Source organism: Halobacillus sp. B23F22_5 (genome assembly GCF_043497085.1).
Taxonomy (GTDB): Bacteria; Bacillota; Bacilli; order Bacillales; family Halobacillaceae; genus Thalassobacillus.
This window is the reverse complement of the sequence record NZ_JBIEKI010000017.1, coordinates 1-21,397: the sequence shown is the minus strand read 5'-3', so window position 1 is coordinate 21,397 and position 21,397 is coordinate 1. Positions and strand designations below refer to the sequence as shown.

Below are 21,397 nucleotides of genomic sequence, written 5' to 3'. Positions count from 1 at the left end.
ATGATTCTCCTTTCGTCTTTTATTCATCCAGTTTACGTTTCAGCCGGTCATATTCTTCTTCAGAAATTTCACCTCTTGCTAATCTTTCCTTCAATGTATCGAATGACTTATTACTGGAAGGATTCTTTGGTTTACCATTTGAACTCGGCTTCATCATCCATACAATGATTGCAATAATCGCCAACATAATGATGATACCGATAAAACCGAAACCGAAAAATCCACCTCCCATTCCACCGCTCATGCCACCGTTCATACTTTCGTTCACCCCTTTTTAAGTTGCTTTAATCTCCTTATATTAAACCATCTTCTCCATTGTTCTCTTATAAAAGAAGAAATGCACACATGTGAGTACTAATAGAAGGAGGTCCAAACTGCATACGGATTGGACCCCGTTATTCTTCTTTTCAACCATAAAATTAGACGGCACACCGGTTTGGTCCTACTTCCATTTCTCTCCGTTCATCTTCTTCTGGGTTATTCTTTCCCATATTGGTCTTTCTGATTTCTTCGTGACTATTTGGCTGTGGTGGCAGGTTATCCGTCACAAGGTGCCTGAATTTTTTTTCATCCTCTACCTGCAAGCGGTCATTTTTTTGGTAGATGTTTTCCAGCTTGTCTTGTACGGTACCATCATCATTAATTTCTTTCATTTCTCCAAAATGAGCAGGTAGAACAATAAAGTTTTGCGATAAGTCTTCATAACGACCATATAAGGTCTGGCGAAGGTCATCTACCCAATCTTCTGCTTTCCCTGCAAGGTCTGGCCGTCCAATGGAATCAATGAATAAAATATCTCCTGTCATAAGATATGTGTTGTCTACGATAAAGCTTGTACTCCCGATCGTATGACCAGGAGAATAAAAGGCATTGATCTCCACAGACCCTCCAACGGTGATTGTTGTTCCGTCTTCCAGCTTACTATAGTTAAAGGTCAACCCTTCATCATCCTTAGGTGGAAACCAATATTCCGCATCCGTTTGTTCCGCTAATGTCTTACCACCTGAAATATGGTCTGCATGAAGGTGCGTATCTAAAACATATTTAATGGCTGTATCCTTTTCTTCTGCAAAGTTTTTATAGGCATCAGTCATCCTTACCGGATCGATAACAGCTGCTTCTCCATTTGCTATGACCATGTAAGAAAGACAACCTTTCCCAATCCGGATAAATTGATACAATTCCCCACCATCCGATAGATCGCCTATTTTCATTGGTTCAATGTGTTCGCTCCAGGCTGTCATTCCACCCTCCAGGTAAGTGATATCCTTAACTCCTGCCTCTTCTAAAATTTCTACACCTTTTTGAGAAGAGATTCCTTTTGCGCACACCACATAGATCGTTTGATTTTCGGGAAGCTGTTTTTTTATATCTTCCGTTTCGTTTTCCAACTGGTTAAATGGAATATTCATACTATTAACATTCCGCCCTTGGATAGACCAATCATTATAGTCTTCTTCTTTGCGAATATCCAACAGGAATACATCTTCGTTTGCGAGTACTTTCTGAGCTAATTCTTGCACAGTTATTGGTTGTAATGCCATGTTAATCCCTCCATATAATTTTTAATCATAGGTTTATATCATTGTAATTTCCTACGGTATAGTATTAGTTACTTCTTGCAGTTTAATTATCTGCTCCTTTTTAGCTTGCAGTGACATGTCCATGATAAGATTCTGGTGACATCCACATTCTTTCAAAAACCTAACTCCCGACCACACAAAAACGGTACCCCGATAAGGTATTTATGAAACATTATATGAATCAATTGAAAGTTGAGTAGCATCATATCCAATAATGACTTCCGAAAGGTACTTAGGAATGAGTGTACTCTGTTCAGCTTCAAAAAATTGGATTATAAAGAGCCGCCCTTTTTATTGAGCAGCTCTTTACAAAATTTCATTAAATGGCTTTTTCAATGGAAGTTTTCAGTCGTGCTTCCACATCCTCAGCAATTTCAGCCAGGTTTTTATCATCAGCTAAACCTATTAATGTCGTTGGTTTAGGCATGCCTACCTTCACCTTTCCTTCATCTTCATATACCACTATTTTACATGGAAGAAAATATCCAACCATTTTGTTCTCCTGCAGGACGCGATCCGCTTCTTTTGGATTGCAAACCTCTAAGACTTTGTACGGAGTATTAAATCCCATCCCTTTTTCCTGCAATTTCTCAGTTAAATCAAAGTTCCAAAGCACCCCGAACTTCTCTTCTTGTAAGGAATCCTCTAGAGAAGTAATAACTTCATCAACAGTTTTAGATGTTTCTCGTGTGAAATCAAATTCCATAATATCCACCTCTCTTTATTTATTATTTCATTCACGTATTATACACTTACCCCGTTATGTATAAACAAAACTTTAGAAATAATAGTTACCGTAACCTTGTTCAAAAGTTCATTTCCTCTTTATTATTTCACAAAACGAACATTCTATCGTATTGAGGATAAGAACAAGTTCATTAATAACTCCTTCTTCACATTTTCTCAACTTTTTTATGAAAAGATAGGATAGACATCCTGTATAATGCATACAACAAAAACAATTTACGAGAAGACAGTTGGTGAGACGCTTGATCAAATTCAAAAGTATATCTTTTAAACTTGGGTTGTTGTTCAGTTCCTTATTTATCACCTTGTTTATCATCTTGGGGGTAATTTTGTATGGGGGATTCACAAATGTATTAATTGATTACATTAAACAGGATTTAGTGTTAAGAGGAAACAACCACGCACGAATATTAAACGAGCAGTTCACAGAGTCTGCAATCAATCATGTGACAGAAATGGAAAAAGGCGTGGCGACGGAAGTGTTGATTACAGATGGCAATCAAAAAATCCTAGGCTCTTCAAGAGCACCTGACAAAGAGATGAAAGCAAGCCTCCTTGATAATTCCTTACCGCCTGGCGATAGTACTCTTGTAGATGATTGGTATAACGAACCCTATTTGGTTTCTGTATCTACGATTGGAGATGGAATAGGCTATGTCTATATGTATTATCCTTCAAGCAACTTAAGAGAAATAGTATTTGTGATAAGTGTACTGCTTATCCTTGCAGGAATTGGTATCCTATTGTTGGCATTCGGACTGATTGGTCTGGCATCAAAACGCATAACTAAGCCTCTAAAGTCCATGAAAAAGGCAACAGAGAAAATGGCCCAAGGGGAATACAAACAGCAGTTTACAATCAATAGTGAAGATGAGATTGCAGAGCTCAGCAAATCGATTCAGACACTTGGTGATCAGCTGCAATATTTCGAAGACAGTCGAAATGACTTTCTCGCAGCTGTTTCCCATGAACTTAGAACTCCACTTACCTATATAAAAGGCTATAGCGATATTTTAGGCAAAGGAAATATAGACAAAGAGGATCAGAAAGTTTATCTGGATATTATCAAAAAAGAGGTGCAACGGATCACATTCATGGTGAATGATTTATTCGAAATGAGCAAGCTGCAGGTTGGAGAGTTTGAACTGAATAAGGAAATTGCTGATATACGGGCAGTGATAGAAAAAGTCGTGAACAACTTGAAACCAGCAGCAACCAAGAAGGACATCAGTATCATCCTTGACTTTCAATCTGAGGTACCTCCAGTGGAAATCGATGTGAAGAGAATGGAACAAGTGTTTTACAATTTGATAGAAAACGGAATCAAATACTCCAATGAAGGTAAAATGTCAATTCGGGCTTTTTCCGAAGAAGATTTCATCACAATTGAAATAGAGGATACTGGAATCGGCATTCCTGAAAAGGACCTCCCTAAAATATGGGATAGATTTTATCGGGTCGAGCAATCCAGAACAAGAAAATCCGGCGGAACAGGCCTGGGACTTTATGTTTCCAAAAAGATAATCGAATCACATGATGGAACAGTCCATGTAACGAGCAAGGTAAATGCCGGGTCCGTTTTTAGAGTGATCTTGAAAAAAGCTAAAATAGAAGAAATAGGAGAATAAGAGATGAGAAAAATTTTAATTGTAGATGACGAAATGGAAATGAGACAATTATTACGGCTATACTTGATGCAAAATTATGAAACGAGTGAAGCAGAGGATGGATATCAAGCCCTTGAAAAGATTAGAAAAGACGATTATGATTTGATGATTCTGGATATCATGATGCCTCATATGGACGGATGGCAGACAATCGAAGAAGTGAGAAATATATCTAATCTACCAATTATCTTTCTGACAGCTAAGGGCTCCACTGAGGATAAGGTGAACGGATTTTCAACAGGAGCAGATGATTATCTTGTCAAACCATTTGAAGAAGCGGAATTAGTGGCACGAATCGAGGCGTTACTCAGACGAACAAAACCTTCATTATCTAAAGATGAAATCATCAGATACAATGGGCTCATTTTGGATGTATCAGCTCGTGAAGTAAACTATGATGGTCAGAAAATCAACCTGACACAAACAGAGTACGACCTTCTTGACATTCTCATCCACCACCGAGGGAAGGCTTTATCAAGAGAACAGCTGGTCGAACATATTTGGGGCATCGACTTCATAGGAGAGGATAGGACAGTCGACTCACATGTTAAGAATTTAAGGGAAAAATTGCAGAAAGCAGGATTTGACAAGACTCATCTCAAAACAGTTTGGGGCATCGGATATAAAGCGGAATAAGGTGATAATATGAAACGACTATGGCCAATAATTATACTCACCCTTTTGGTTTTGTTGGGAATATTTTTTCTTATATTTGTTGTGCAAATGATTTGGTTCCCGCCTAATTCGATGGGCATGATGATGGGAAGACAAATGATGTTCCATCATATGTCATTCTGGTTTGGGCAAATGATTTGGGTTTCCCTGATTATCTTCGGTATCATCTTCCTAGTGTGGCTTATTTGGTCGAAAATCAAATAAAATTGCAGATTTGAAAAACTTGGCTTCCGCCGTTAGGACCTGGCGACAAGCCAGTTTTTTTCTTATACTCTTTTCCTTTAACAAAACGGAATGCAATTAAAGAATATAAAATACTGATCGGTACTTTACCGGATCAGTATTTTTTTAACCGTCATTGGATAATGGATAAAAGATTATAAAAATCATTTGTAAACAGCTCCGTAAAAGCAGAATGATTTTCATGCACGGATATAAGAAGACTGAAAATCAGATAGCTGGAATAATCCTCCTACTCTCCCTTGTATGACTTCTCCCCCCCTCCATACTTTCTACATGATTCTTTTTTTATATTGAAGATATAGAAATTACAACAACTGGTAAGGAGGGAAAATGACATGTTAGGACCGGGGTATAGTTATGGTGTGGAGACTTGTGGTTTTATCGGATTGTTCCTTGGCATCTTGATTTTCGGCATCCTATTCTATGTGATGAAACGAAAGAACCATTCTGCTGGAAACACCATTAGCAATATCGATATTCAGATATTGCCTGTACTAAAGGAAAACTCGCAAAAGGAGAGATTACTACAGAAGAATTCAACCAAACCAAGGAAACGATCAACAAATAATTACACTTCATACTTTCTCCATATATACCCCTTATAGTATGAGTATAAGGAACACAACACAAGTGGAGGAGGTGAATAAACTATGATGATCATCTTGTTCCTTTTCATTGCATTTCTCATTTACACAGCAGCCAATAAAAATGGAAATGGACAACAATCGTTTGTCCCGCAACAGGCTTCAGGAAGTTCAGAAGCCATCGACATCGCAAAAAACCGTCTCTCAAAGGGCGAAATCACGGTAGAAGAATTTGAGCAACTCAAGAAAAACTTATTATAAAATGACAAATTAAAGGAGAGATCGAATATGAATAAAACATTGATTGCAGGAGCGTTGGCAGTAGGTTTGATTGGAACTGGCATTACAGGTATCTACAATGCATCGGCACATGGCACAACGGAGAATCCGGAATTCAATTTTGGTGACATGGGGAACTTCATGGAAGATATTGATGTGAACGTGGAAAAAATGAACGAAGTTATGCAAAAAGGTGACTTTGAAGACATGCAACAATTCATGAACGAGCAAAACATCAATTTCGGACAGATGAAACCTTATATGGAGGAGATGCACCCTGATTTATCCACTAAAGAACTCGAGGAATTTTATAAAGGAATGCATGGTACAGGAGGATCATCCAACAGCAACAACTTTCAAGGTATGATGAACAATTATTAGGAGGGGAAACATATGTTTTTACTACTGTTACTCATTGGAATCGGAATTTATTTTTACTCAACCGGCGACCTGCAAAGGGTGCTTGGAAACGTGAATGCTAACAATAATAGTGATCAAGGAGCAGAAGCCAGAAAATCATTGGACATGCGTTATGCTTCTGGAGAAATCACATCAGAAGAATATACCAAAATTAAAAACTTATTATAGCTAGGAGGTCTTGCAAATGATGCACGGATATATGGGACCAGGTAATTTTGGAGGGTTTGGTAATTTCGGTGGAATGTCACCGAACGGTTTCGGTAACGCAGGTTGGATGGCAGGTCCGGACCTGACTTGGATCTTGCTCTTCGGATTGCTTGCATTTGCAGCTTATGCCGTATTCAAAAAGAAACAGACTGAAAAGGGAGCGGATAAAAAAGAGCCGGAACTATTCCACTCTGATTCTGAAGCAGAAGAGCTTGTGAAGTTAAGATATGCAAGAGGCGAAATTACGAACGAACAATATCAATCAATCATCGCCACAATACGGTCCTAAAAAAGGTGGTAGAAAACATGCTAAATCTCGTTTTATCAGCCATTGTCTTTTATTACCTGGTGAAAACAGGAGACTTATTCAAGCTCATGAGGATGGCAAAAAAATTGTCGGTGATCTTTTACTTGCCTTTAAAAAAGAAACAAAGGAAAACGATGACAATCCATTGGAAATCTTGAAGCTGCGATATGTAAAAGGAGAAATAAGCAAACACGATTATGAGCAAATCGCAAAAAATTTATAATTAAAAATGACCAGACAACTGTGTTCTATTCAGGTGTTTGGTCTTTTCACTGTGTTGCTTTATAAGAGATTGGCAGAATTATTTGAGATTGATGATGAAGACTAAGACCGACTTAATATTCCAAGCGAATATGGGAATGATATACTCTTTCATTTGTTTAGGAGAATGAAAGTGGTTAGAAGACACTCTCCATCCCCTCTGTCTATAGGTTGATTTCCTCTGAAATGAAGATAATCCTCAATATTTCCGAATAAATGCATCAGGATATTCAATGATTAATCCATCCTGATCCACAGTAATCACAGTTTCATAATCTCTACACTTGTATTGAAAATTTCTAGATCCGTCCTCCGCACTTCCTTTAAACTTGTATATTTATTCTAAACTTCATAAGCTCCAGAGATGGAACCTCAATGTATAGCATATTAAAGTTTCTTTCTTGCTCTTGCTCCCATTTGAAACGGTTAATTGGAAGCGTATTTGAAAATGGGGTCACAGATATGTCTATATCAATCACTCCATCCATATCACTTAGTTCATTGTTATTTAAATACCACTTCCCTTTAAGATTTGAATGCAAGCAAAATTTTTCATTAAGCTTCAAATTAATTATTTCAATACTCTTAGTAAACCACCTACTGTCTGTTACAACCTTATATGCAAATTTATACGCCTCTCCTTCGGATGTAAAAAGGAATAATCCTTCTGCTATTATGTTTGAACCATTTTGGGTAATACTTAAGATTCAGCCCTCGCCTGCTCTTTATGTTCCCAGCAGACTTTCTTATTCAATAAATCGCTCCTAACTGTATAACAATTGTCCCCTATTATGGAAGACTTGATATCGAGATATTGAAGCAGTTCTTTAACTAACGCACGCTTAAGTTAAAGATCTCAAACTATTTTTGTTTCTTCTTTCTTGAAAATACCAACCATTAACATAACGAGTCCGATTATGAAGATAAAGGGGAAAATATACCACATTATCAATCCTGCCCAAGCATTTTCTACAATGAATGCATAGGTTAACCCTATCGCAAAAGCTAAAGCTGGTGAAATCGGTACCATAAGAGCAATGCCCCATACCTTATATTTTTTATTTTTTGGTTTATCTACACTTAGCAGAAAAGCTACAAGCCCACCTATAAATGCAATTACATACCCTATAACAATCGCCATTTTATAAATCCTCTCTATTTTAATATCTTCTTTCACTAAACTGCTCCGTTAGTTCAATTCTTTAATCCACATAGTAAAAAGGAACACACCATTGTTTATGAATTTGCCCCCTTTTATGGAATAACCTTTCAACTAGATACATAATTTCACATTTGAGATAAACCGTTTAAGAATAGGGCAAAAACCAAACTAAGAAAAGTAAAGCCAGCAAGTGGCACTGCAAAGGCTATGTTATTTTTAAATTCTAATACCGTAAATATGGTACCTAAAGCACAAAGAACAAACCAAATTGGAATAAAAATTGAGTCTGCAACACTAACAGGAAGCAATACGTAAAATCCGGATATATATAGTATCCAATTGACAATTAATAGACCATAAATGACATAAGACCACTTATACGGCGAAGCACCTCTTCCGTATCTTTTTACTAACAGAACTGGAAAAATGATAATAATAATTATCAAAATCCCAAAAACTCCTATTAAAATCGAAGATAACCCCAAAACAAGCCCCCCTGTAATGTTCTACTTTACTTTTATGTAAAAATGAAAATCCTTTATGCAGCAATCGCCCCCTCGTATATTATTATTAACCAGATTATTTCTGGTTTTAAATCCATCATACCTTTAGCTGAAGGTATAATGGGGTTAAATCAGATGGAGGTTGTCGCTCTGCCCCCTTGAAGCATTGTCTTCGTGCTATAGACTGACACCTCTTTCTTTATAGAACTATTCGTATGAGCTGGATGGTACATCGTTGCCGTATATCTAACGAGGTTGAGTATCTATAAAGGTAAGAGGCTTCCTTTCATCTGATTAATATTATGTGGGTGGTATCGTTTATGATTTATCTTGGCATTGATATTGGAAAACGTCATCATGAAGCTGGATTAATCAATGAAAGTGGGAACCCTATTGGGAAAACCATTCGGTTTGCTAATTCCAAAAAGGGTAGTGAAAAGCTTCTGACTTTCTTAAACCAACACCAGGTGACACCTGAGAATTGTGCTTGTGGAATGGAAGCCACGGGTCACTATTGGTTATCTCTCTTTTCATTCCTTCATCAACTTGGATACAAAGTGACGTCTTTCAATCCGATGCAATCGGATGCACTCCGTAATTTTTATATTCGCAAAACCAAAACAGATATGAAAGATGCGTACTTAATTGCTCAAGTGATTCGCATTGACTCTCCAGAAGCGACCCCTTTCGTTCAAGAAGACCTCCTTCAACTCAGACACCTTGAGAGACTGCGTTATGCTTTGGTAGACCAAAGCTCAGACGTTAAGCGTAAAATTATTGCTTTACTAGATCAGGTTTTCCCTGAATATGAACAAGTGTTTTCTGATGTTTTCGGGCTATCTTCCACAGAAATTCTTTTAAACTATACACTACCCGAAGATCTTTTACAGATTGATACAGACAAACTAGCAGACGTCCTTTACCGTGTCAGTAAAGGACGGTATGGGGTTACAAGAGCTCGTTGGAAAGCTGAACAATTGAAAGAAAGTGCCCAAAATACCTTTGGTATTTCCATAGGTACAGAGGCATTTAAAATGCAGATCCATCTTCTCCTGGAACAAATCGCTCTGTTTGAAAAACAATTGGTTCAAATAGAGAAGGAATTAAAGGAACTCTCAGACCGTCAACATCATTATTTAACAACCATAACAGGCGTAAATGACGTCACGGCGGCAGTCATTTTAGGTGAAGTTGGTTCCATTGATCGCTTCGAACATCCAAAACAATTAGTTGCCTTTGCAGGCCTCGATGCTTCCGTGCACCAATCCGGTGAATTTAATGGATCTAAAACGAAGCTTTCCAAAAGAGGATCCCCATACCTTAGACGTGCGATATGGCAAGCAGCATTTGTGGCTAGCTTTAAAGATCCTGCGCTATCCCTTTATTATCAAAAGTTAAGAGAACGTGGAAAAGCTCACGGTACTGCCGTAGGAGCTGTAGCTCGTAAATTGACACACATTATATTTGCCATTTTGAGAGATCAAAAGCCCTATGTACCACGCCCTCAAACCAATGATAATTAAAAATGCTTATAGCAATTTTAATAAACATAAGTGAGGTTTATTTGGCATGCCAATTTTAATTTCAGTAAATGCAAAAAAAACATCTATTTTGTTGCTTGACATTTTATAGCTGGTCTATAACGGAAGACTTGATTTCGAGATATCTTTCACTAAGGCACCCGTTTGTTGAACAAGAATTTTCAAAAATATAACCAAAATGCAAAAATGGAAAAAACAATAGAAAAAATAACTTTACTTAGAACGAATGCTTTCTTACTAATACCTAACTTTTTTTCCATAAACCTTATATAAGCCATTACAAGTAAAAAACCAAAGAAAGCAAATGCCTGCCCTTGGGGGTCGTGGAAAACCGATATAAATCTCAAAGTTGCTAATCCAATGAGGAAAAGTCCTATATATCCAACTGTCATATAGAAATAGAGATTTTTGATTTTTTTATCTACACCCACAACAAATCCTCCTGCTTTTTATTTCCCTTAACAGCTCCGTTAGCACAATAATCATTAGCCACTATGCAGCTATTGCCCCCTTTTCCAGAAGACTTAATATCGAGATATCCTTAAGTAATTCTTTAGAATTTATTAAGTTGGTAGTTTAAAGCCAAAGTAATACAACATAAATACTCCTACAAAGACAGTTTCCGCAACTAGAACATATAAGTCAGTTTTCGATTCTTGGATTTCGATTAAACTATGAAACATAAGATAGATCCTCAAGGTAATTAATATCAAGGAGATTATTATTACTAAGAAACTCCCTGTAATTACAAAAGCAATGATATATATAAGCCATTTAAAAATAAATGCTCCTATTAACTTTGCCACAAACAACTTCCATTTACTTGGCAACATTAATTGACTTTCGCTGATACTTTTGAGGTTCTCTTTGTTTTTCTTATATTCAAGGATAGATGCGATATTGTTTAACATAAGAATTATCGTAAAAATAAATATGTATATATATTCTGTTGTCCATTCATTAATACCAATGAAGACAAACTCCTCCTTGCCCTGTTTTATTGTTGGTATAAAATTGGTCAGGAAAACTACACCTTGTTAAACAATCGCCCCCTATAACGGAAGACTTGATTTCGAGATATTGAAGCAGATCTTCAACTAACGCACCCGTTTGTTTAATAAGAATTTCAGTTATTTAAAAACAAAGCCATATATTCTTCATCATAATACTCATTGTTAATTTTTAATGCTTGCTTTTCTACTCCAAAGTTCTTAAAACCTAATTTTTCGTATAGTTTCTTTGCACCAACGTTAGACGTAACAACCGTTAAGTTAATCTTTTCTATCGTTTTTATAGCTTCAGCCTGCTGAATTGCATTAACGAGAAGGCTTTCCCCAATTCCTGTTCCACGCATTTGTGGAGTTACATACATTCCTAATATATTGCCTCTATGTCTTAGTTTCATAGCAGAATCTTGTAGTAAAGTAACAACTCCAACAAGCTCATTATCTTTGAATGCCCCAAACGTAAAGTTATCATCGTTGGATATATTTTTAGCTACTCCCTCTATTGGGTTTTCTCTATTTCTAGCTTCTTCATAACTTTGAGCGAAAGCCTCTGGATTCCCTTGTAGTGCTTCCAGTCTTAACTCCCAATATTTTTCGGCATCGAACGGGTTCAACAATCTAATATTCATAACATGTCTCCTTTATGTATAACTTTGTCATATTGTATATTACTGCTCCGTTAGCACAATAAGTGGATAGTAACTGTGTAGCTATCGCCCCCTTTTCTGGAAGACTCAAATTCAAGATATTTACAAGTTATTATTTCGTTTAGCATCCCTTTCTTGAATAAAAGTAGGTAAAACTAAAACTTTATACTAAAGCCCTTAAATTTATGAATTCCCGTCCCAAACTTTATGAGATCATTTCTTTTCAAAAACTCTACTGCATATTCCACTTCGGCAAAAATATTGGGATCCAGTCCTAATGTATTATGTGAACCATAAACCCTCGATACGTTTGGTATCGCTGCAATTTTTTCTAGTGAATTAACTAAATGTACAGGATTGGTTGAAGGATAGAAGGCATATATAGGGGTATCAGCATAGAGCAGATCACCTGTAAATAAATAACCATTTGTTTCATCAAAAACAGATATATGGCCCGGAGAGTGCCCTGGAGTGTGATAAATAATTATTCTTCTATTCCCTAACTCGACTATATCTCCATCCTGTAATAAACCGGTTGGTTCCCCTTGATAGGGTCTGTATGTATTTGGATTAAATGTTTTTGGAATAGGTAATGTAATATCTCTACTAATATCTTTTCTTATTTGTTCTATTGGTAGGCCTTGTATTCCATTCACAATCCAATCCTTATCATCTTGATGCACATATATTCTTTCAAATTCACCATGACTTCCAATGTGGTCAGCATGTACATGAGTCGTAATGACATCAATAGGTAGGTCTGTCAACTGATCTGTAACTCTTTTAATATTGTCTATTCCAAGCCCCGTATCAATTAATGCTGATTTTTTATCACCCAAAAGCAAAAAAGAGTGTACTTTTTCCCAATGGCCGTATTCACTAATGCCGTATGTATTTTCATCTATTTGTTGAATGGTAAACCACGGATCTTTAATCATAAGAACCCCCCCTTAAAAGATTGTTTCTTAATTAATTCTTTATAGTTACCAAATATCCTACTAGATACCTTTTTCCACAGAAAGAAGCATTCCTGATTATTACAGGAACGCCCCCTATTATGTAACACTCGAATTCGAGATATCTTTCAGTGGATCTTTAACTAACGTCCCTGTTAATCTTTATACAAATCATCATCAAGGAAGGAATTTTTCTTTTCACTAGTATCTTGAATCCCAGATTTATCTTCAAGATATTGAACGATTATAGAACTGTTAATCCCTCTTCTGACTGCCGTTTCAATAATTATATAAAGAATAAATAGACCGACTAGATAAAATATAATAGTTAAGCCAATTTCCCCCATTAAGTAAAACCCCCACATTCATATTTAATAAACAAACCTTATAAAAGTTTCTTTCTTAAAGTGAATTGTTCCGTCAGTTAAAAGATACATTCATGATGTCCCTATGCTTCTGTAATAAGCGCGGGTTTCTTTTAAGCAATCGCCCACTATAACGGAAGACTTGATTTCGAGATATTGAAGCAGATCTTCGAATAACGCATCCGTTAACACAACATCTATTCTTTATCTTTGTGCATTAAATTCAATTGGAAGAAAATCGCACTTAGTAAAGCTACTATCATTCCTAACATTGCTGCATATCCTGTAAATACTTCATTTCCTTCAAAAGCACTACTAATACCTATTCCGCCAATACCGCCGACAACCAATAATAATACCCATACAAATAAAGATGCCATATTCTCCCCCTAAAAAATATACCTTTCCATTAACATACTTCATCATTTCTAATTAAACTCTACTGCTCTGTTAGTTAAAAAGCGATCGCCTTTACTGGACAATCGCCCCAGTTTATGTAAGACTCGATTCGAGATATAGTACCCATAGCTAGTTATATTTCTTAATTTGAAAGTTCTTTTAACTTTGCTACTGCTTCTTCCATGTCATATGTTTTATACTCTAACTTTTTGAACTCTCCTCCCCCGGTTTCAAATATTAACACTGCTGGAACTTGTGCTATTTCAACTTGTGGGTGTTGTTCTTTAACATCTTCTAAACTCGTTAGGAATTTTATTTCATGGAATTTTTCTGATGCAACGTCTATTTCTTCTGTAATCATCTCGTCCGTTTTATCATCTCCATTCTGTACTACCAAAACGGAATATAATTTTTCATCTCCTCCATCAATATTACACCCAACTAGTAAGCTAAAAGTGATAGTAAGCATTAAGGAGATAACTATTTTACTTTTCACTGTTTATCCCTCCAAACTCATTTGTGTTTTAGTTAACACAATATGCGATAGCTATCCCCACTGCGCAGCTATCGCACCCGTTTGTTTAAGATGCACTATGCTTTCTCTCTTTCGAAAAGCTAAATAATGCTATTACTAAAGAAAGCATACTAGATGCCCAAACAACTCCAGAAATACCTATCTGGAGTGAAATCTCTTCTGAAGCCATCGGATGATTATAGTCAAATGCAATAGCCTTTAATACAAAATATGCTGCAACAGACACTAATAGCAAATGCAGTAATGTCCAGATATATCCTGAACTTTTACTTTTATTTTTCATCCAAAGGAACACAGTAACTAAAATTGCAATCACCATAACAATAGACAACCCACCAATTAACAAACCCATTACTTCCTGTTCTAATGGCATAAAATTACACCTCCATATTAAATTTCACATTCAACAATCCTGCTCCGTCAATTAAATAGTTAAATGCCACGGTATTCCTTGCGTTTATGTAATAAAGGGCTAATGCTCTATTGAACAATTGCCCCCAATAACGGAAGACTTGTTTTCGAGATATCCTTGAATTAGATCTTAAACTATCGCATCCAATATTTTAAGTAGAATACTTTACAAAAATATTTACTCTTTCCAGTACATCGGGGTTTTTACAATAACATAATTTCCTGTCCACATTTGCGTAGTTACAATTAATGTCTTGTCATCTTTTTCAAAAATAAAGCCACTACCCTCTTGTTTTTGGAATTGCCACCCATTCTTACTAATAAAGTTCTTTAAATTTTCATATGCTTTTCCTTGTTCAATTAGTGTAATATACCACCCATAGTTATTTTCTTCAGCTATTTTCACAATCTCTTCTGTGTTATCATTCAAAGATTCTAAAACTTCCTTTTTACTCACAGATTCAATAGGTAATGTAGGATAATAGATCTTACTATCGAAAGCAACTATACCTAAAAGCACAGCCAACACTCCAATAATTATTACCCATTTCTTCATTTTATCCCCCCAAAATTTTACTGATTATTGTATTAAACTGCCCATTTAGCTCAAGGTTTTCTAAACCAATCTTAACATAATATTCCAACAACTTAAGACAAAATTAAAAAGCGATCAACTTAATGACCGCCTTATTTAACTATTGCCCCCTATTCTTGAAGACTTGATTTCAAGATAATTAAAGACTATTCACCCTAAGGGATTACAGTTTGCCAAAGTCCAAAACATCGTTGTACAGGTTAAAAAAGGCCCCTAATAAGGGACCTTCTTATCTCTTATCTTATTACTCTTGGATATTGAAAGGTGGGTTAACTTTATGAGTTAATTTCTTCTCAGCGTGTAAACTCCAATAAGGATCATTAAGCATACCTCTTGCAATAGCTACAAGTTTTGTATCTCCTATTTGTAATGGTTACTTCCGCCAGTTCTGGGCTGCCTCACCACCCTAATTTAAGAGCCATTTAAGTAATGCTGTGGGCCCAATGAAAATAGAGGTTTATATAAGGAATGACGTCCCCCTTAGACCCTCCAAGCAATTTAGAAACTCCTACATCCTTATTCGTCTTCTTTCACACTCATAAGCCGTAAACCATTTAGAGCCACTACAATTGTTGCCCCCATATCCGAAAGAATGGCAATCCAAAGTGTTAGCCATCCCGGAATAACTAACAGAAGGGCAATAACCTTAATAGCAATCGCAAAGAAAATGTTAGCCTTAATAATATTTAACGTTTTACGGCTGATTTTAACAGTAAACGGAAGTTTCCTTAAATCGTCCCCCATTAAAGCAACATCTGCCGTTTCAAGTGCTGTATCTGTTCCAGCCCCACCCATTGCAATTCCAACGGTTGAGGCTGCTAGAGCCGGAGCATCGTTAACACCATCACCAACCATAGCTACGTTTCCGTACTTGGATTTCAATTGTTTAATCACGTCTAAATTATCTTGTGGAAGTAACTCTGATTGAATGTCTGTTACGCCGACTAGACTGCCGATTGCATCAGCAGTACTGTGGTTATCACCTGTAAGCATAACTGTTTTTTTAATTCCAGCTTTGTGTAAAGCTTCTATAACATCTTTGCTTGATTCACGCACTTCATCCGCAACGGCAATAATAGCTAGAATTTTTTCATTTGTACCTATAATCATAGCTGTTTTCCCTTGTTTTTGTAGGGATATAATATTTTGGTCTAATTCCTTATTATAATTAGACGATAATAATTCTTTAAATAATTTCGGACTACCAATATAATACGTATTTTCATGTACTTTTCCTTTAATTCCTTTACCCGTAATTGAAGTAAAGTCATCTACTGCTACCTCAGAATAAGAAATACCGTCCTCTTCAGCCTTTTTCATTATGGCCGATGCAAGAGGATGTTGAGAACGATATTCTAGGGCAGTAATAATCGAAAGTAGTTCTTGTTCATCTGTATGAGGGCTCAACACTTCATAGTCAGTTACCACAGGAACCCCTTTTGTTAAAGTCCCCGTTTTGTCAAACGCAATTGCTTTTAATGTACCAACTTCTTCTAGGTACACCCCGCCTTTGACAAGAACCCCTTGTTTCGCAGCATTACCAATGGCTGATACAATTGAAATTGGAGTGGAAATCACCAACGCACAAGGACAACCAACGACAAGAACAGCTAGACCTTGATAAATCCATGTTTCCCAACTTCCATCAAAAAATAAAGGAGGTAATGTAGCAACTAATGCTGCAATGGCCATAATGATAGGAGTATAATATTTAGCAAATTTATCGACAAAAGCTTGGGATGGTGCCCGTTCGCCCTGCGCTTCTTCTACTAGATGAATAATTTTAGATATTGTTGTATCTTCAACAAGCTTTGTTATTTTTACTTCAAGTAATCCTTCTTCATTAAGCGTACCAGCAAATACTTCATCTTCTACAGTTTTCTCAACAGGGACTGACTCCCCCGTAATCGCTGCTTGGTTAATGGCAGAATAGCCATTGACAATGACACCATCCATCGCAATTTTTTGACCCGGTTTAACTATCATAATATCCCCGATCGCAATATCATCTACGTGAATCGTCATCTCTTGTCCATTTCGTCTAACCAATGCTTCCTTTGGTGCAATGTCCATTAATGAACTGATTGATTGTCTCGCTTTATCCATAGAGAATCGTTCTAAAGCTTCACTAATGGCAAAAAGTAAAACGACAATTGCTACTTCTGCCCATTCCCCAATAATGACTCCACCAATGACAGCAACAGTCATAAGAGTCCTCATATCAAACTGAAGTCGAACTAAGTTTTGTAAACCGACTTTGAAGAGTGACGTCCCACCGACTATCATCGAAGTAATAAATAATAATGCTGTAACGATGTTATCATTTCCGTTTACAAACCGGGAAGTGAAACCGATAACCAAAAATAAAACTGAGTACAACAATGTACTGTGTTTTTTATAAAACGGTAACTTTTCTTCTGTACCAGGATCTTTATCCTTTTTTTCTGAACTGTCAGGAACTACTTTTAGGTTCTCAAAAGCCCCAGCTTTTTCAAGCTCCTCTGTTGTCGCTTCACCGTAAACAGAAATTTTCGATGCGCCAAAATTTACTTTTGCATCGCTTACACCAGCTAATCCTTTTACGTTATCCTCAAATTTTCCAGCACAATTTGCACACGTAAATCCTTGAACACGATATACATTTTTCTCATCTTGAGATGCTTCGTTACTCACAATTTACACCTCCTGACCGTGAACCATCGCCGTTACAATCATACTTGTAACATGGGGGTCATCAAGGGAATAAAAGACTAACTTACCTTGTTTTCGACTTTTAGCAATATGCATGTTTCGTAAATGACGTAGATGATGAGAAGCTGTAGCATTCGTTGTGCCAATAATGTTTGCAACATCACATACACATAGTTCAGTTTCCTGCGTTAATATATAGGCAATTTTAAGCCTTGTTTCATCAGATAATGCTTTAAAAATGTCCGCGGTTGAAGTGAATTTTTCATTTTCAATCTTCCGCGATAATCGGTTAACTATTTCCTCGTCGTAGCAAAAAACCTCACATTGATCATCGTTTATTTTAGTGTGTTTGGTTTCCATGATTTCACCCTCACATTCAAATGATTGTTTGATTATATATACAATCTTATAAGGAACCTGTATAGATTGTCAATAAAATAAACAAATGATTGTTTGAATATCTAATTGAATATGTGTTAAATAAGTTTAAAAAGAATCAAGATCTGACGGATCACTTTTGTAAGGTATTAAAAATTCACTTCACTGAGGGATTCAATTCAACAAATGTCATAAGGCTGTTATGTTGTTTGTGCATTAATTCTTTAATTTCTTCAGTTACATGGGTCATTTCCTTAATTGATAAATCCGGTTGAAGAGAAACAGAAACATCTAAAATGACCTTATTACCTGAGACTCTCGCTTTCACATCATTGACTTTCTCTATTTCTTGAATATCTGAAAGTGATTCTTTGTATTGGTGTATCTTTTCAGGATCGATCCCATCGGTTAAAATTAAGGCGGTTTCTTTAAAGATCCCCCATGCTGCCCAGAGAATGATTAGACCTACAATCGTACCAGTGACAGGATCAAGCCAGGATAGTCCAAATTGAGCGCCAGTGATACCAACAACAGTACCAAAACTTACAATCGAATCCGACAGATTATCTTTTGCGATTGACCTTAACCCTTGACTGTTTACTTTTGAGGCTATGGTTTTATTCAAAAAGTAGATTAAAATCATGAATAGACCACTTCCGAGGCCAACCCATATTGCAAGAGGATTCGGTGTAACGAAATTTTGATTTACCATTGTACGAACGGTATCAACTAAAATTTGTATCCCTATTGCAGCTATGACAAAGGCAGCCACCAACGAAGCAATATTTTCGGCTCGCCGATGTCCATAAGGGTGGTTCTCATCCTCCTCTTTTTTTGCAATTCTCAACCCAATGATTAGGGCAACAGATGTAATAATATCCGTAAAATTATTAAACCCATCGGCCATTAATGCCACGGAATTGACCTGCCAAGCAATAATGATTTTCACAAGTGATACTAATAAATAGGCAAATGTACTAATCCATGCACCAGTTTTAGCGTTCAAGAATCTCATTTTATTACCTCCCTTCTTCATTATTTCCAAGTAGTTTTTCATTAAAACGTTTATTTGAATGTATAACAATTCACATGGGAACACGTATAGATATTTTTAATAAATAAATGCAATATTATCTCGAAACTGAGTCTTCCACAATCCTGCCCTTTTCTGGAAGACTCAGTTTCAAAGTAACTGACCGATTGCTTAACACCAATTAATAATTTCCTAAAATTTTTATTAAAGAACTCGGTTCTGTAGTTATCTATCCATTTATATCAAAAGAGTAATTAATTCGCACTATACATTGTAGTGCTTTTTTTGGTTGCGTATCAGAACATACGTTCGTATAATATCGATAAGGAAGGTGACTAGCGTGAATTTTTCCCAGTATACTACATCATCTCTTGAAGATTGGATATCAAGTTGGTACATCGATCGCAATTTTCAATACCCTGGAGACTTGAATTTAAGAGTAATAGCTAAGAGACACAACATCTTTATTAACTACAAGCCTTTCGAATCGCATTTCACTAAATTTGGAAAGTACAAAGAAATTGTACTTAACTCCAATTTAAACAAGGTGACCCAAAGAGAACATTTCTTTCATGAACTTTGCCATGCTGTTCGACATGTAGGAAAACAAACCATGATGTCTAAAGCATTTAGAGAACTACAGGAACGCGATGCAAAATACTTTACTTTGTATGCAACAATGCCCTATCACATGATCAAAAGATACAATCTCAATGATCAAGATCTCTTATTAAAATGGGCTGAGGACTTTGAGGTGTCTTATGAACTATGTGCGGAACGATTGGAACAAATTAAACGACGTTCGGATTGTACCAAACTTTTTTACTCCATCAACTAATATTGAATCAGGAGGTGTCTAACATGCCTAGTTATCGAAGGCGAGGTAACAAAAACACATTTTTGTTGACGGTTGAAGCCGGCTTCAATGAACGTGGTAAGAGAACCCGGAGAACAAAAACAATAAAGGTAGATCCCTCATTGCTTAAAACCAAGCGCAAATTAGAGAATTACTTAAATCAAGAATTAGTAAAGTTTGAAATGGAAGTCCAAGCTGGGGAATACATTGCACCTGAGAAGCGCCAATTAAATGAGTTTATAGAAGATTGGAGAGAAAAACATGCAAAGAAGAATTATGCTTATCGAACACTTCAAGGATACGACGAGAAATTAAACAACTATATACTCCCTCGATTTGGCCACCAAAAAATTGAACAAATCAAACCGATGCAAATAGTGAATTTCTTAGACGATATTTCTAAGCCCGGTGCAGGACGAAATAAGCAGGGTAAACCTTTGTCACAAGCAACCCTTTACGAAATCGATAAGACCCTTCGCGTGGTCTTTAATAAAGCAGTAGAATGGCAAGTACTGAAACAGAGTCCACTTAAAGGTCTTAAAAGGCCCAAAATAAAGAAGAAGAAAATGCAGTATTTTGATGAAGATGATGTTATTGAATTCATTAAAGCACTGTACAAAGAACCTATAAATTGGCGAATATACTTTCTAACTGCAGCTGTTGCTGGAATGCGACGTGGGGAAACACTAGCTTTAGAATGGAGCGATTTTGATTTTGAGAATCAGGATATACTTTTAACAAAAAGCATTCCTGATTTCGATAATGGCCGCCCAATTATTAAGAGTACAAAAACGGATGAAGATATAAGAAAAATTTCAATGCCTAAATGGTATATGGAGGAAGCGAAAGTTTTTTACCGTCACTGGTTAAAGGAAAAAATGATGGTTGGGGAAAAATGGAGAGGTGGTGATAATACATTTCTCTTCCATGGTGGTGAAGGAATTCCTTACACGCCTAATTCGGTCAATAAAACGTGGCGAAACATTAAACACCGCCATTATTTAAAGGACATAAGAGTACACGATTTAAGGCATACTATGATCACATACCTCCTTCAAGAAGGAGAAAGTCTAAAAAATGTTCAAGAACGAGCAGGACATTCGAGTTCAAGAATAACTACAGATATTTATGGCCATGTAACCAAAAAAGGCCACCGATCTACTGCAGACAGGTTCGAAAAATTCAATCCGAAGCATTTCGGCAACAACTCGGCAACAAGTGGGAGCACCTAATAAGGTGCTCCCTTTTAAAATGCCTTCATATCAAAGGTTACTGGGCATAAAAAAACGAGACAGATGGTGTTTCACTCACCCTGCCCCGAAGATGGAATCGTTATGATATTATA

29 protein-coding genes are annotated in these 21,397 nt (G+C 36.5%); 11 read left to right on the top strand and 18 right to left on the bottom strand.

Annotated features, from left to right (window positions below):
* Nucleotides 1-19: 19 nt before the first annotated feature.
* The 3 genes from ACGTN9_RS17225 to ACGTN9_RS17215 form a co-directional block, all read right to left on the bottom strand.
* Nucleotides 20-256 carry an SHOCT domain-containing protein gene (locus tag ACGTN9_RS17225; RefSeq protein WP_499595071.1) on the bottom strand — a complete coding sequence of 79 codons (237 nt, stop codon included), beginning with the start codon at nucleotides 254-256 and terminating at the stop codon, nucleotides 20-22.
* A gap of 163 nt (nucleotides 257-419) precedes the next feature.
* The gene (locus ACGTN9_RS17220; RefSeq protein WP_499595069.1) at nucleotides 420-1,544 is read right to left on the bottom strand and encodes an MBL fold metallo-hydrolase; all 1,125 of its coding nucleotides are present in this window, start codon (nucleotides 1,542-1,544) and stop codon (nucleotides 420-422) included.
* Nucleotides 1,545-1,902: 358 nt separating this feature from the next.
* Nucleotides 1,903-2,289, bottom strand: a complete 387-nt coding sequence (locus ACGTN9_RS17215; protein WP_499595067.1) for a DUF302 domain-containing protein — start codon at nucleotides 2,287-2,289, stop codon at nucleotides 1,903-1,905.
* A gap of 274 nt (nucleotides 2,290-2,563) precedes the next feature.
* Between ACGTN9_RS17215 and ACGTN9_RS17210 the strand changes: the two genes are divergently transcribed.
* The 8 genes from ACGTN9_RS17210 (at nucleotide 2,564) to ACGTN9_RS17175 (ending at nucleotide 6,935) form a co-directional block, all read left to right on the top strand.
* On the top strand, nucleotides 2,564-3,958 hold the full coding sequence (locus ACGTN9_RS17210; RefSeq protein ID WP_499595065.1) for a sensor histidine kinase: 1,395 nt from the start codon (nucleotides 2,564-2,566) through the stop codon (nucleotides 3,956-3,958).
* Between the two features lie 3 nt (nucleotides 3,959-3,961).
* Nucleotides 3,962-4,633, top strand: coding sequence for a response regulator transcription factor (locus ACGTN9_RS17205; RefSeq protein WP_499595063.1), 672 nt, complete (start codon nucleotides 3,962-3,964; stop codon nucleotides 4,631-4,633).
* 81 nt (nucleotides 4,634-4,714) lie between these two features.
* Nucleotides 4,715-4,876 (top strand): hypothetical protein, encoded by a 162-nt coding sequence (locus ACGTN9_RS17200; protein WP_499595061.1) that lies wholly within the window; start codon nucleotides 4,715-4,717, stop codon nucleotides 4,874-4,876.
* A gap of 689 nt (nucleotides 4,877-5,565) precedes the next feature.
* Nucleotides 5,566-5,760: an SHOCT domain-containing protein gene (locus tag ACGTN9_RS17195; RefSeq protein ID WP_499595058.1), complete on the top strand. Its 195-nt coding sequence runs from the start codon at nucleotides 5,566-5,568 to the stop codon at nucleotides 5,758-5,760.
* A gap of 27 nt (nucleotides 5,761-5,787) precedes the next feature.
* Nucleotides 5,788-6,159, top strand: a complete 372-nt coding sequence (locus tag ACGTN9_RS17190) for a hypothetical protein (protein ID WP_499595055.1) — start codon at nucleotides 5,788-5,790, stop codon at nucleotides 6,157-6,159.
* Nucleotides 6,160-6,171: 12 nt separating this feature from the next.
* The gene (locus tag ACGTN9_RS17185) at nucleotides 6,172-6,366 is read left to right on the top strand and encodes an SHOCT domain-containing protein (protein WP_499595052.1); all 195 of its coding nucleotides are present in this window, start codon (nucleotides 6,172-6,174) and stop codon (nucleotides 6,364-6,366) included.
* Between the two features lie 31 nt (nucleotides 6,367-6,397).
* Nucleotides 6,398-6,694, top strand: coding sequence for an SHOCT domain-containing protein (locus tag ACGTN9_RS17180; protein ID WP_499595049.1), 297 nt, complete (start codon nucleotides 6,398-6,400; stop codon nucleotides 6,692-6,694).
* The gene (locus ACGTN9_RS17175; RefSeq protein ID WP_499595046.1) at nucleotides 6,633-6,935 is read left to right on the top strand and encodes an SHOCT domain-containing protein; all 303 of its coding nucleotides are present in this window, start codon (nucleotides 6,633-6,635) and stop codon (nucleotides 6,933-6,935) included. Before ACGTN9_RS17180 ends, ACGTN9_RS17175 begins: the two co-directional genes overlap by 62 nt.
* Nucleotides 6,936-7,172: 237 nt before the next feature.
* On the opposite strand, the gene ACGTN9_RS17170 is transcribed toward ACGTN9_RS17175, so the two are convergent.
* The 4 genes from ACGTN9_RS17170 to ACGTN9_RS17155 form a co-directional block, all read right to left on the bottom strand.
* Nucleotides 7,173-7,310 (bottom strand): putative glycolipid-binding domain-containing protein, encoded by a 138-nt coding sequence (locus ACGTN9_RS17170; RefSeq protein ID WP_499595220.1) that lies wholly within the window; start codon nucleotides 7,308-7,310, stop codon nucleotides 7,173-7,175.
* On the bottom strand, nucleotides 7,297-7,671 hold the full coding sequence (locus tag ACGTN9_RS17165) for a putative glycolipid-binding domain-containing protein (protein ID WP_499595217.1): 375 nt from the start codon (nucleotides 7,669-7,671) through the stop codon (nucleotides 7,297-7,299). The genes ACGTN9_RS17170 and ACGTN9_RS17165 overlap by 14 nt, the downstream gene beginning before the upstream one ends.
* A gap of 158 nt (nucleotides 7,672-7,829) precedes the next feature.
* Complete coding sequence (locus ACGTN9_RS17160; protein ID WP_499595044.1) at nucleotides 7,830-8,150, bottom strand: hypothetical protein; 321 nt, start codon at nucleotides 8,148-8,150, stop codon at nucleotides 7,830-7,832.
* 110 nt (nucleotides 8,151-8,260) lie between these two features.
* The gene (locus tag ACGTN9_RS17155; RefSeq protein WP_499595043.1) at nucleotides 8,261-8,620 is read right to left on the bottom strand and encodes a hypothetical protein; all 360 of its coding nucleotides are present in this window, start codon (nucleotides 8,618-8,620) and stop codon (nucleotides 8,261-8,263) included.
* 338 nt (nucleotides 8,621-8,958) lie between these two features.
* Here ACGTN9_RS17155 and ACGTN9_RS17150 point away from each other — a divergent pair, with 338 nt between their 5' ends.
* The gene (locus ACGTN9_RS17150) at nucleotides 8,959-10,161 is read left to right on the top strand and encodes an IS110 family RNA-guided transposase (protein WP_499595214.1); all 1,203 of its coding nucleotides are present in this window, start codon (nucleotides 8,959-8,961) and stop codon (nucleotides 10,159-10,161) included.
* A 179-nt stretch (nucleotides 10,162-10,340) separates the two neighbouring features.
* On the opposite strand, the gene ACGTN9_RS17145 is transcribed toward ACGTN9_RS17150, so the two are convergent.
* The 11 genes from ACGTN9_RS17145 to ACGTN9_RS17095 all read right to left on the bottom strand — a co-directional run bounded on the left by ACGTN9_RS17145 (nucleotide 10,341) and on the right by ACGTN9_RS17095 (nucleotide 19,178).
* Nucleotides 10,341-10,610, bottom strand: coding sequence for a hypothetical protein (locus ACGTN9_RS17145; protein ID WP_499595041.1), 270 nt, complete (start codon nucleotides 10,608-10,610; stop codon nucleotides 10,341-10,343).
* 695 nt (nucleotides 10,611-11,305) lie between these two features.
* Nucleotides 11,306-11,815, bottom strand: coding sequence for a GNAT family N-acetyltransferase (locus ACGTN9_RS17140; RefSeq protein WP_499595037.1), 510 nt, complete (start codon nucleotides 11,813-11,815; stop codon nucleotides 11,306-11,308).
* Between the two features lie 173 nt (nucleotides 11,816-11,988).
* Nucleotides 11,989-12,771 (bottom strand): MBL fold metallo-hydrolase, encoded by a 783-nt coding sequence (locus ACGTN9_RS17135; RefSeq protein WP_499595034.1) that lies wholly within the window; start codon nucleotides 12,769-12,771, stop codon nucleotides 11,989-11,991.
* A 173-nt stretch (nucleotides 12,772-12,944) separates the two neighbouring features.
* The gene (locus ACGTN9_RS17130; RefSeq protein ID WP_499595032.1) at nucleotides 12,945-13,136 is read right to left on the bottom strand and encodes a hypothetical protein; all 192 of its coding nucleotides are present in this window, start codon (nucleotides 13,134-13,136) and stop codon (nucleotides 12,945-12,947) included.
* Between the two features lie 215 nt (nucleotides 13,137-13,351).
* A complete protein-coding gene (locus ACGTN9_RS17125) occupies nucleotides 13,352-13,534 on the bottom strand; it encodes a hypothetical protein (protein ID WP_499595029.1) in 183 nt (60 codons plus the stop codon).
* 161 nt (nucleotides 13,535-13,695) lie between these two features.
* Nucleotides 13,696-14,049 (bottom strand): hypothetical protein, encoded by a 354-nt coding sequence (locus ACGTN9_RS17120; RefSeq protein ID WP_499595026.1) that lies wholly within the window; start codon nucleotides 14,047-14,049, stop codon nucleotides 13,696-13,698.
* Nucleotides 14,050-14,134: 85 nt separating this feature from the next.
* Nucleotides 14,135-14,461 (bottom strand): hypothetical protein, encoded by a 327-nt coding sequence (locus tag ACGTN9_RS17115; protein ID WP_499595024.1) that lies wholly within the window; start codon nucleotides 14,459-14,461, stop codon nucleotides 14,135-14,137.
* 216 nt (nucleotides 14,462-14,677) lie between these two features.
* Nucleotides 14,678-15,055: a hypothetical protein gene (locus tag ACGTN9_RS17110; protein ID WP_499595022.1), complete on the bottom strand. Its 378-nt coding sequence runs from the start codon at nucleotides 15,053-15,055 to the stop codon at nucleotides 14,678-14,680.
* A gap of 555 nt (nucleotides 15,056-15,610) precedes the next feature.
* A complete protein-coding gene (locus ACGTN9_RS17105; RefSeq protein ID WP_499595019.1) occupies nucleotides 15,611-17,767 on the bottom strand; it encodes a heavy metal translocating P-type ATPase in 2,157 nt (718 codons plus the stop codon).
* A gap of 3 nt (nucleotides 17,768-17,770) precedes the next feature.
* The gene (locus ACGTN9_RS17100) at nucleotides 17,771-18,145 is read right to left on the bottom strand and encodes an ArsR/SmtB family transcription factor (RefSeq protein WP_153464098.1); all 375 of its coding nucleotides are present in this window, start codon (nucleotides 18,143-18,145) and stop codon (nucleotides 17,771-17,773) included.
* 175 nt (nucleotides 18,146-18,320) lie between these two features.
* Complete coding sequence (locus ACGTN9_RS17095; protein ID WP_161993087.1) at nucleotides 18,321-19,178, bottom strand: cation diffusion facilitator family transporter; 858 nt, start codon at nucleotides 19,176-19,178, stop codon at nucleotides 18,321-18,323.
* A gap of 358 nt (nucleotides 19,179-19,536) precedes the next feature.
* On the opposite strand from ACGTN9_RS17095, the gene ACGTN9_RS17090 reads away from it, so the two are divergent.
* Nucleotides 19,537-20,034, top strand: a complete 498-nt coding sequence (locus tag ACGTN9_RS17090; protein ID WP_499595015.1) for an ImmA/IrrE family metallo-endopeptidase — start codon at nucleotides 19,537-19,539, stop codon at nucleotides 20,032-20,034.
* Between the two features lie 23 nt (nucleotides 20,035-20,057).
* Nucleotides 20,058-21,284 carry a tyrosine-type recombinase/integrase gene (locus ACGTN9_RS17085; protein WP_499595012.1) on the top strand — a complete coding sequence of 409 codons (1,227 nt, stop codon included), beginning with the start codon at nucleotides 20,058-20,060 and terminating at the stop codon, nucleotides 21,282-21,284.
* Nucleotides 21,285-21,397 lie beyond the last annotated feature (113 nt).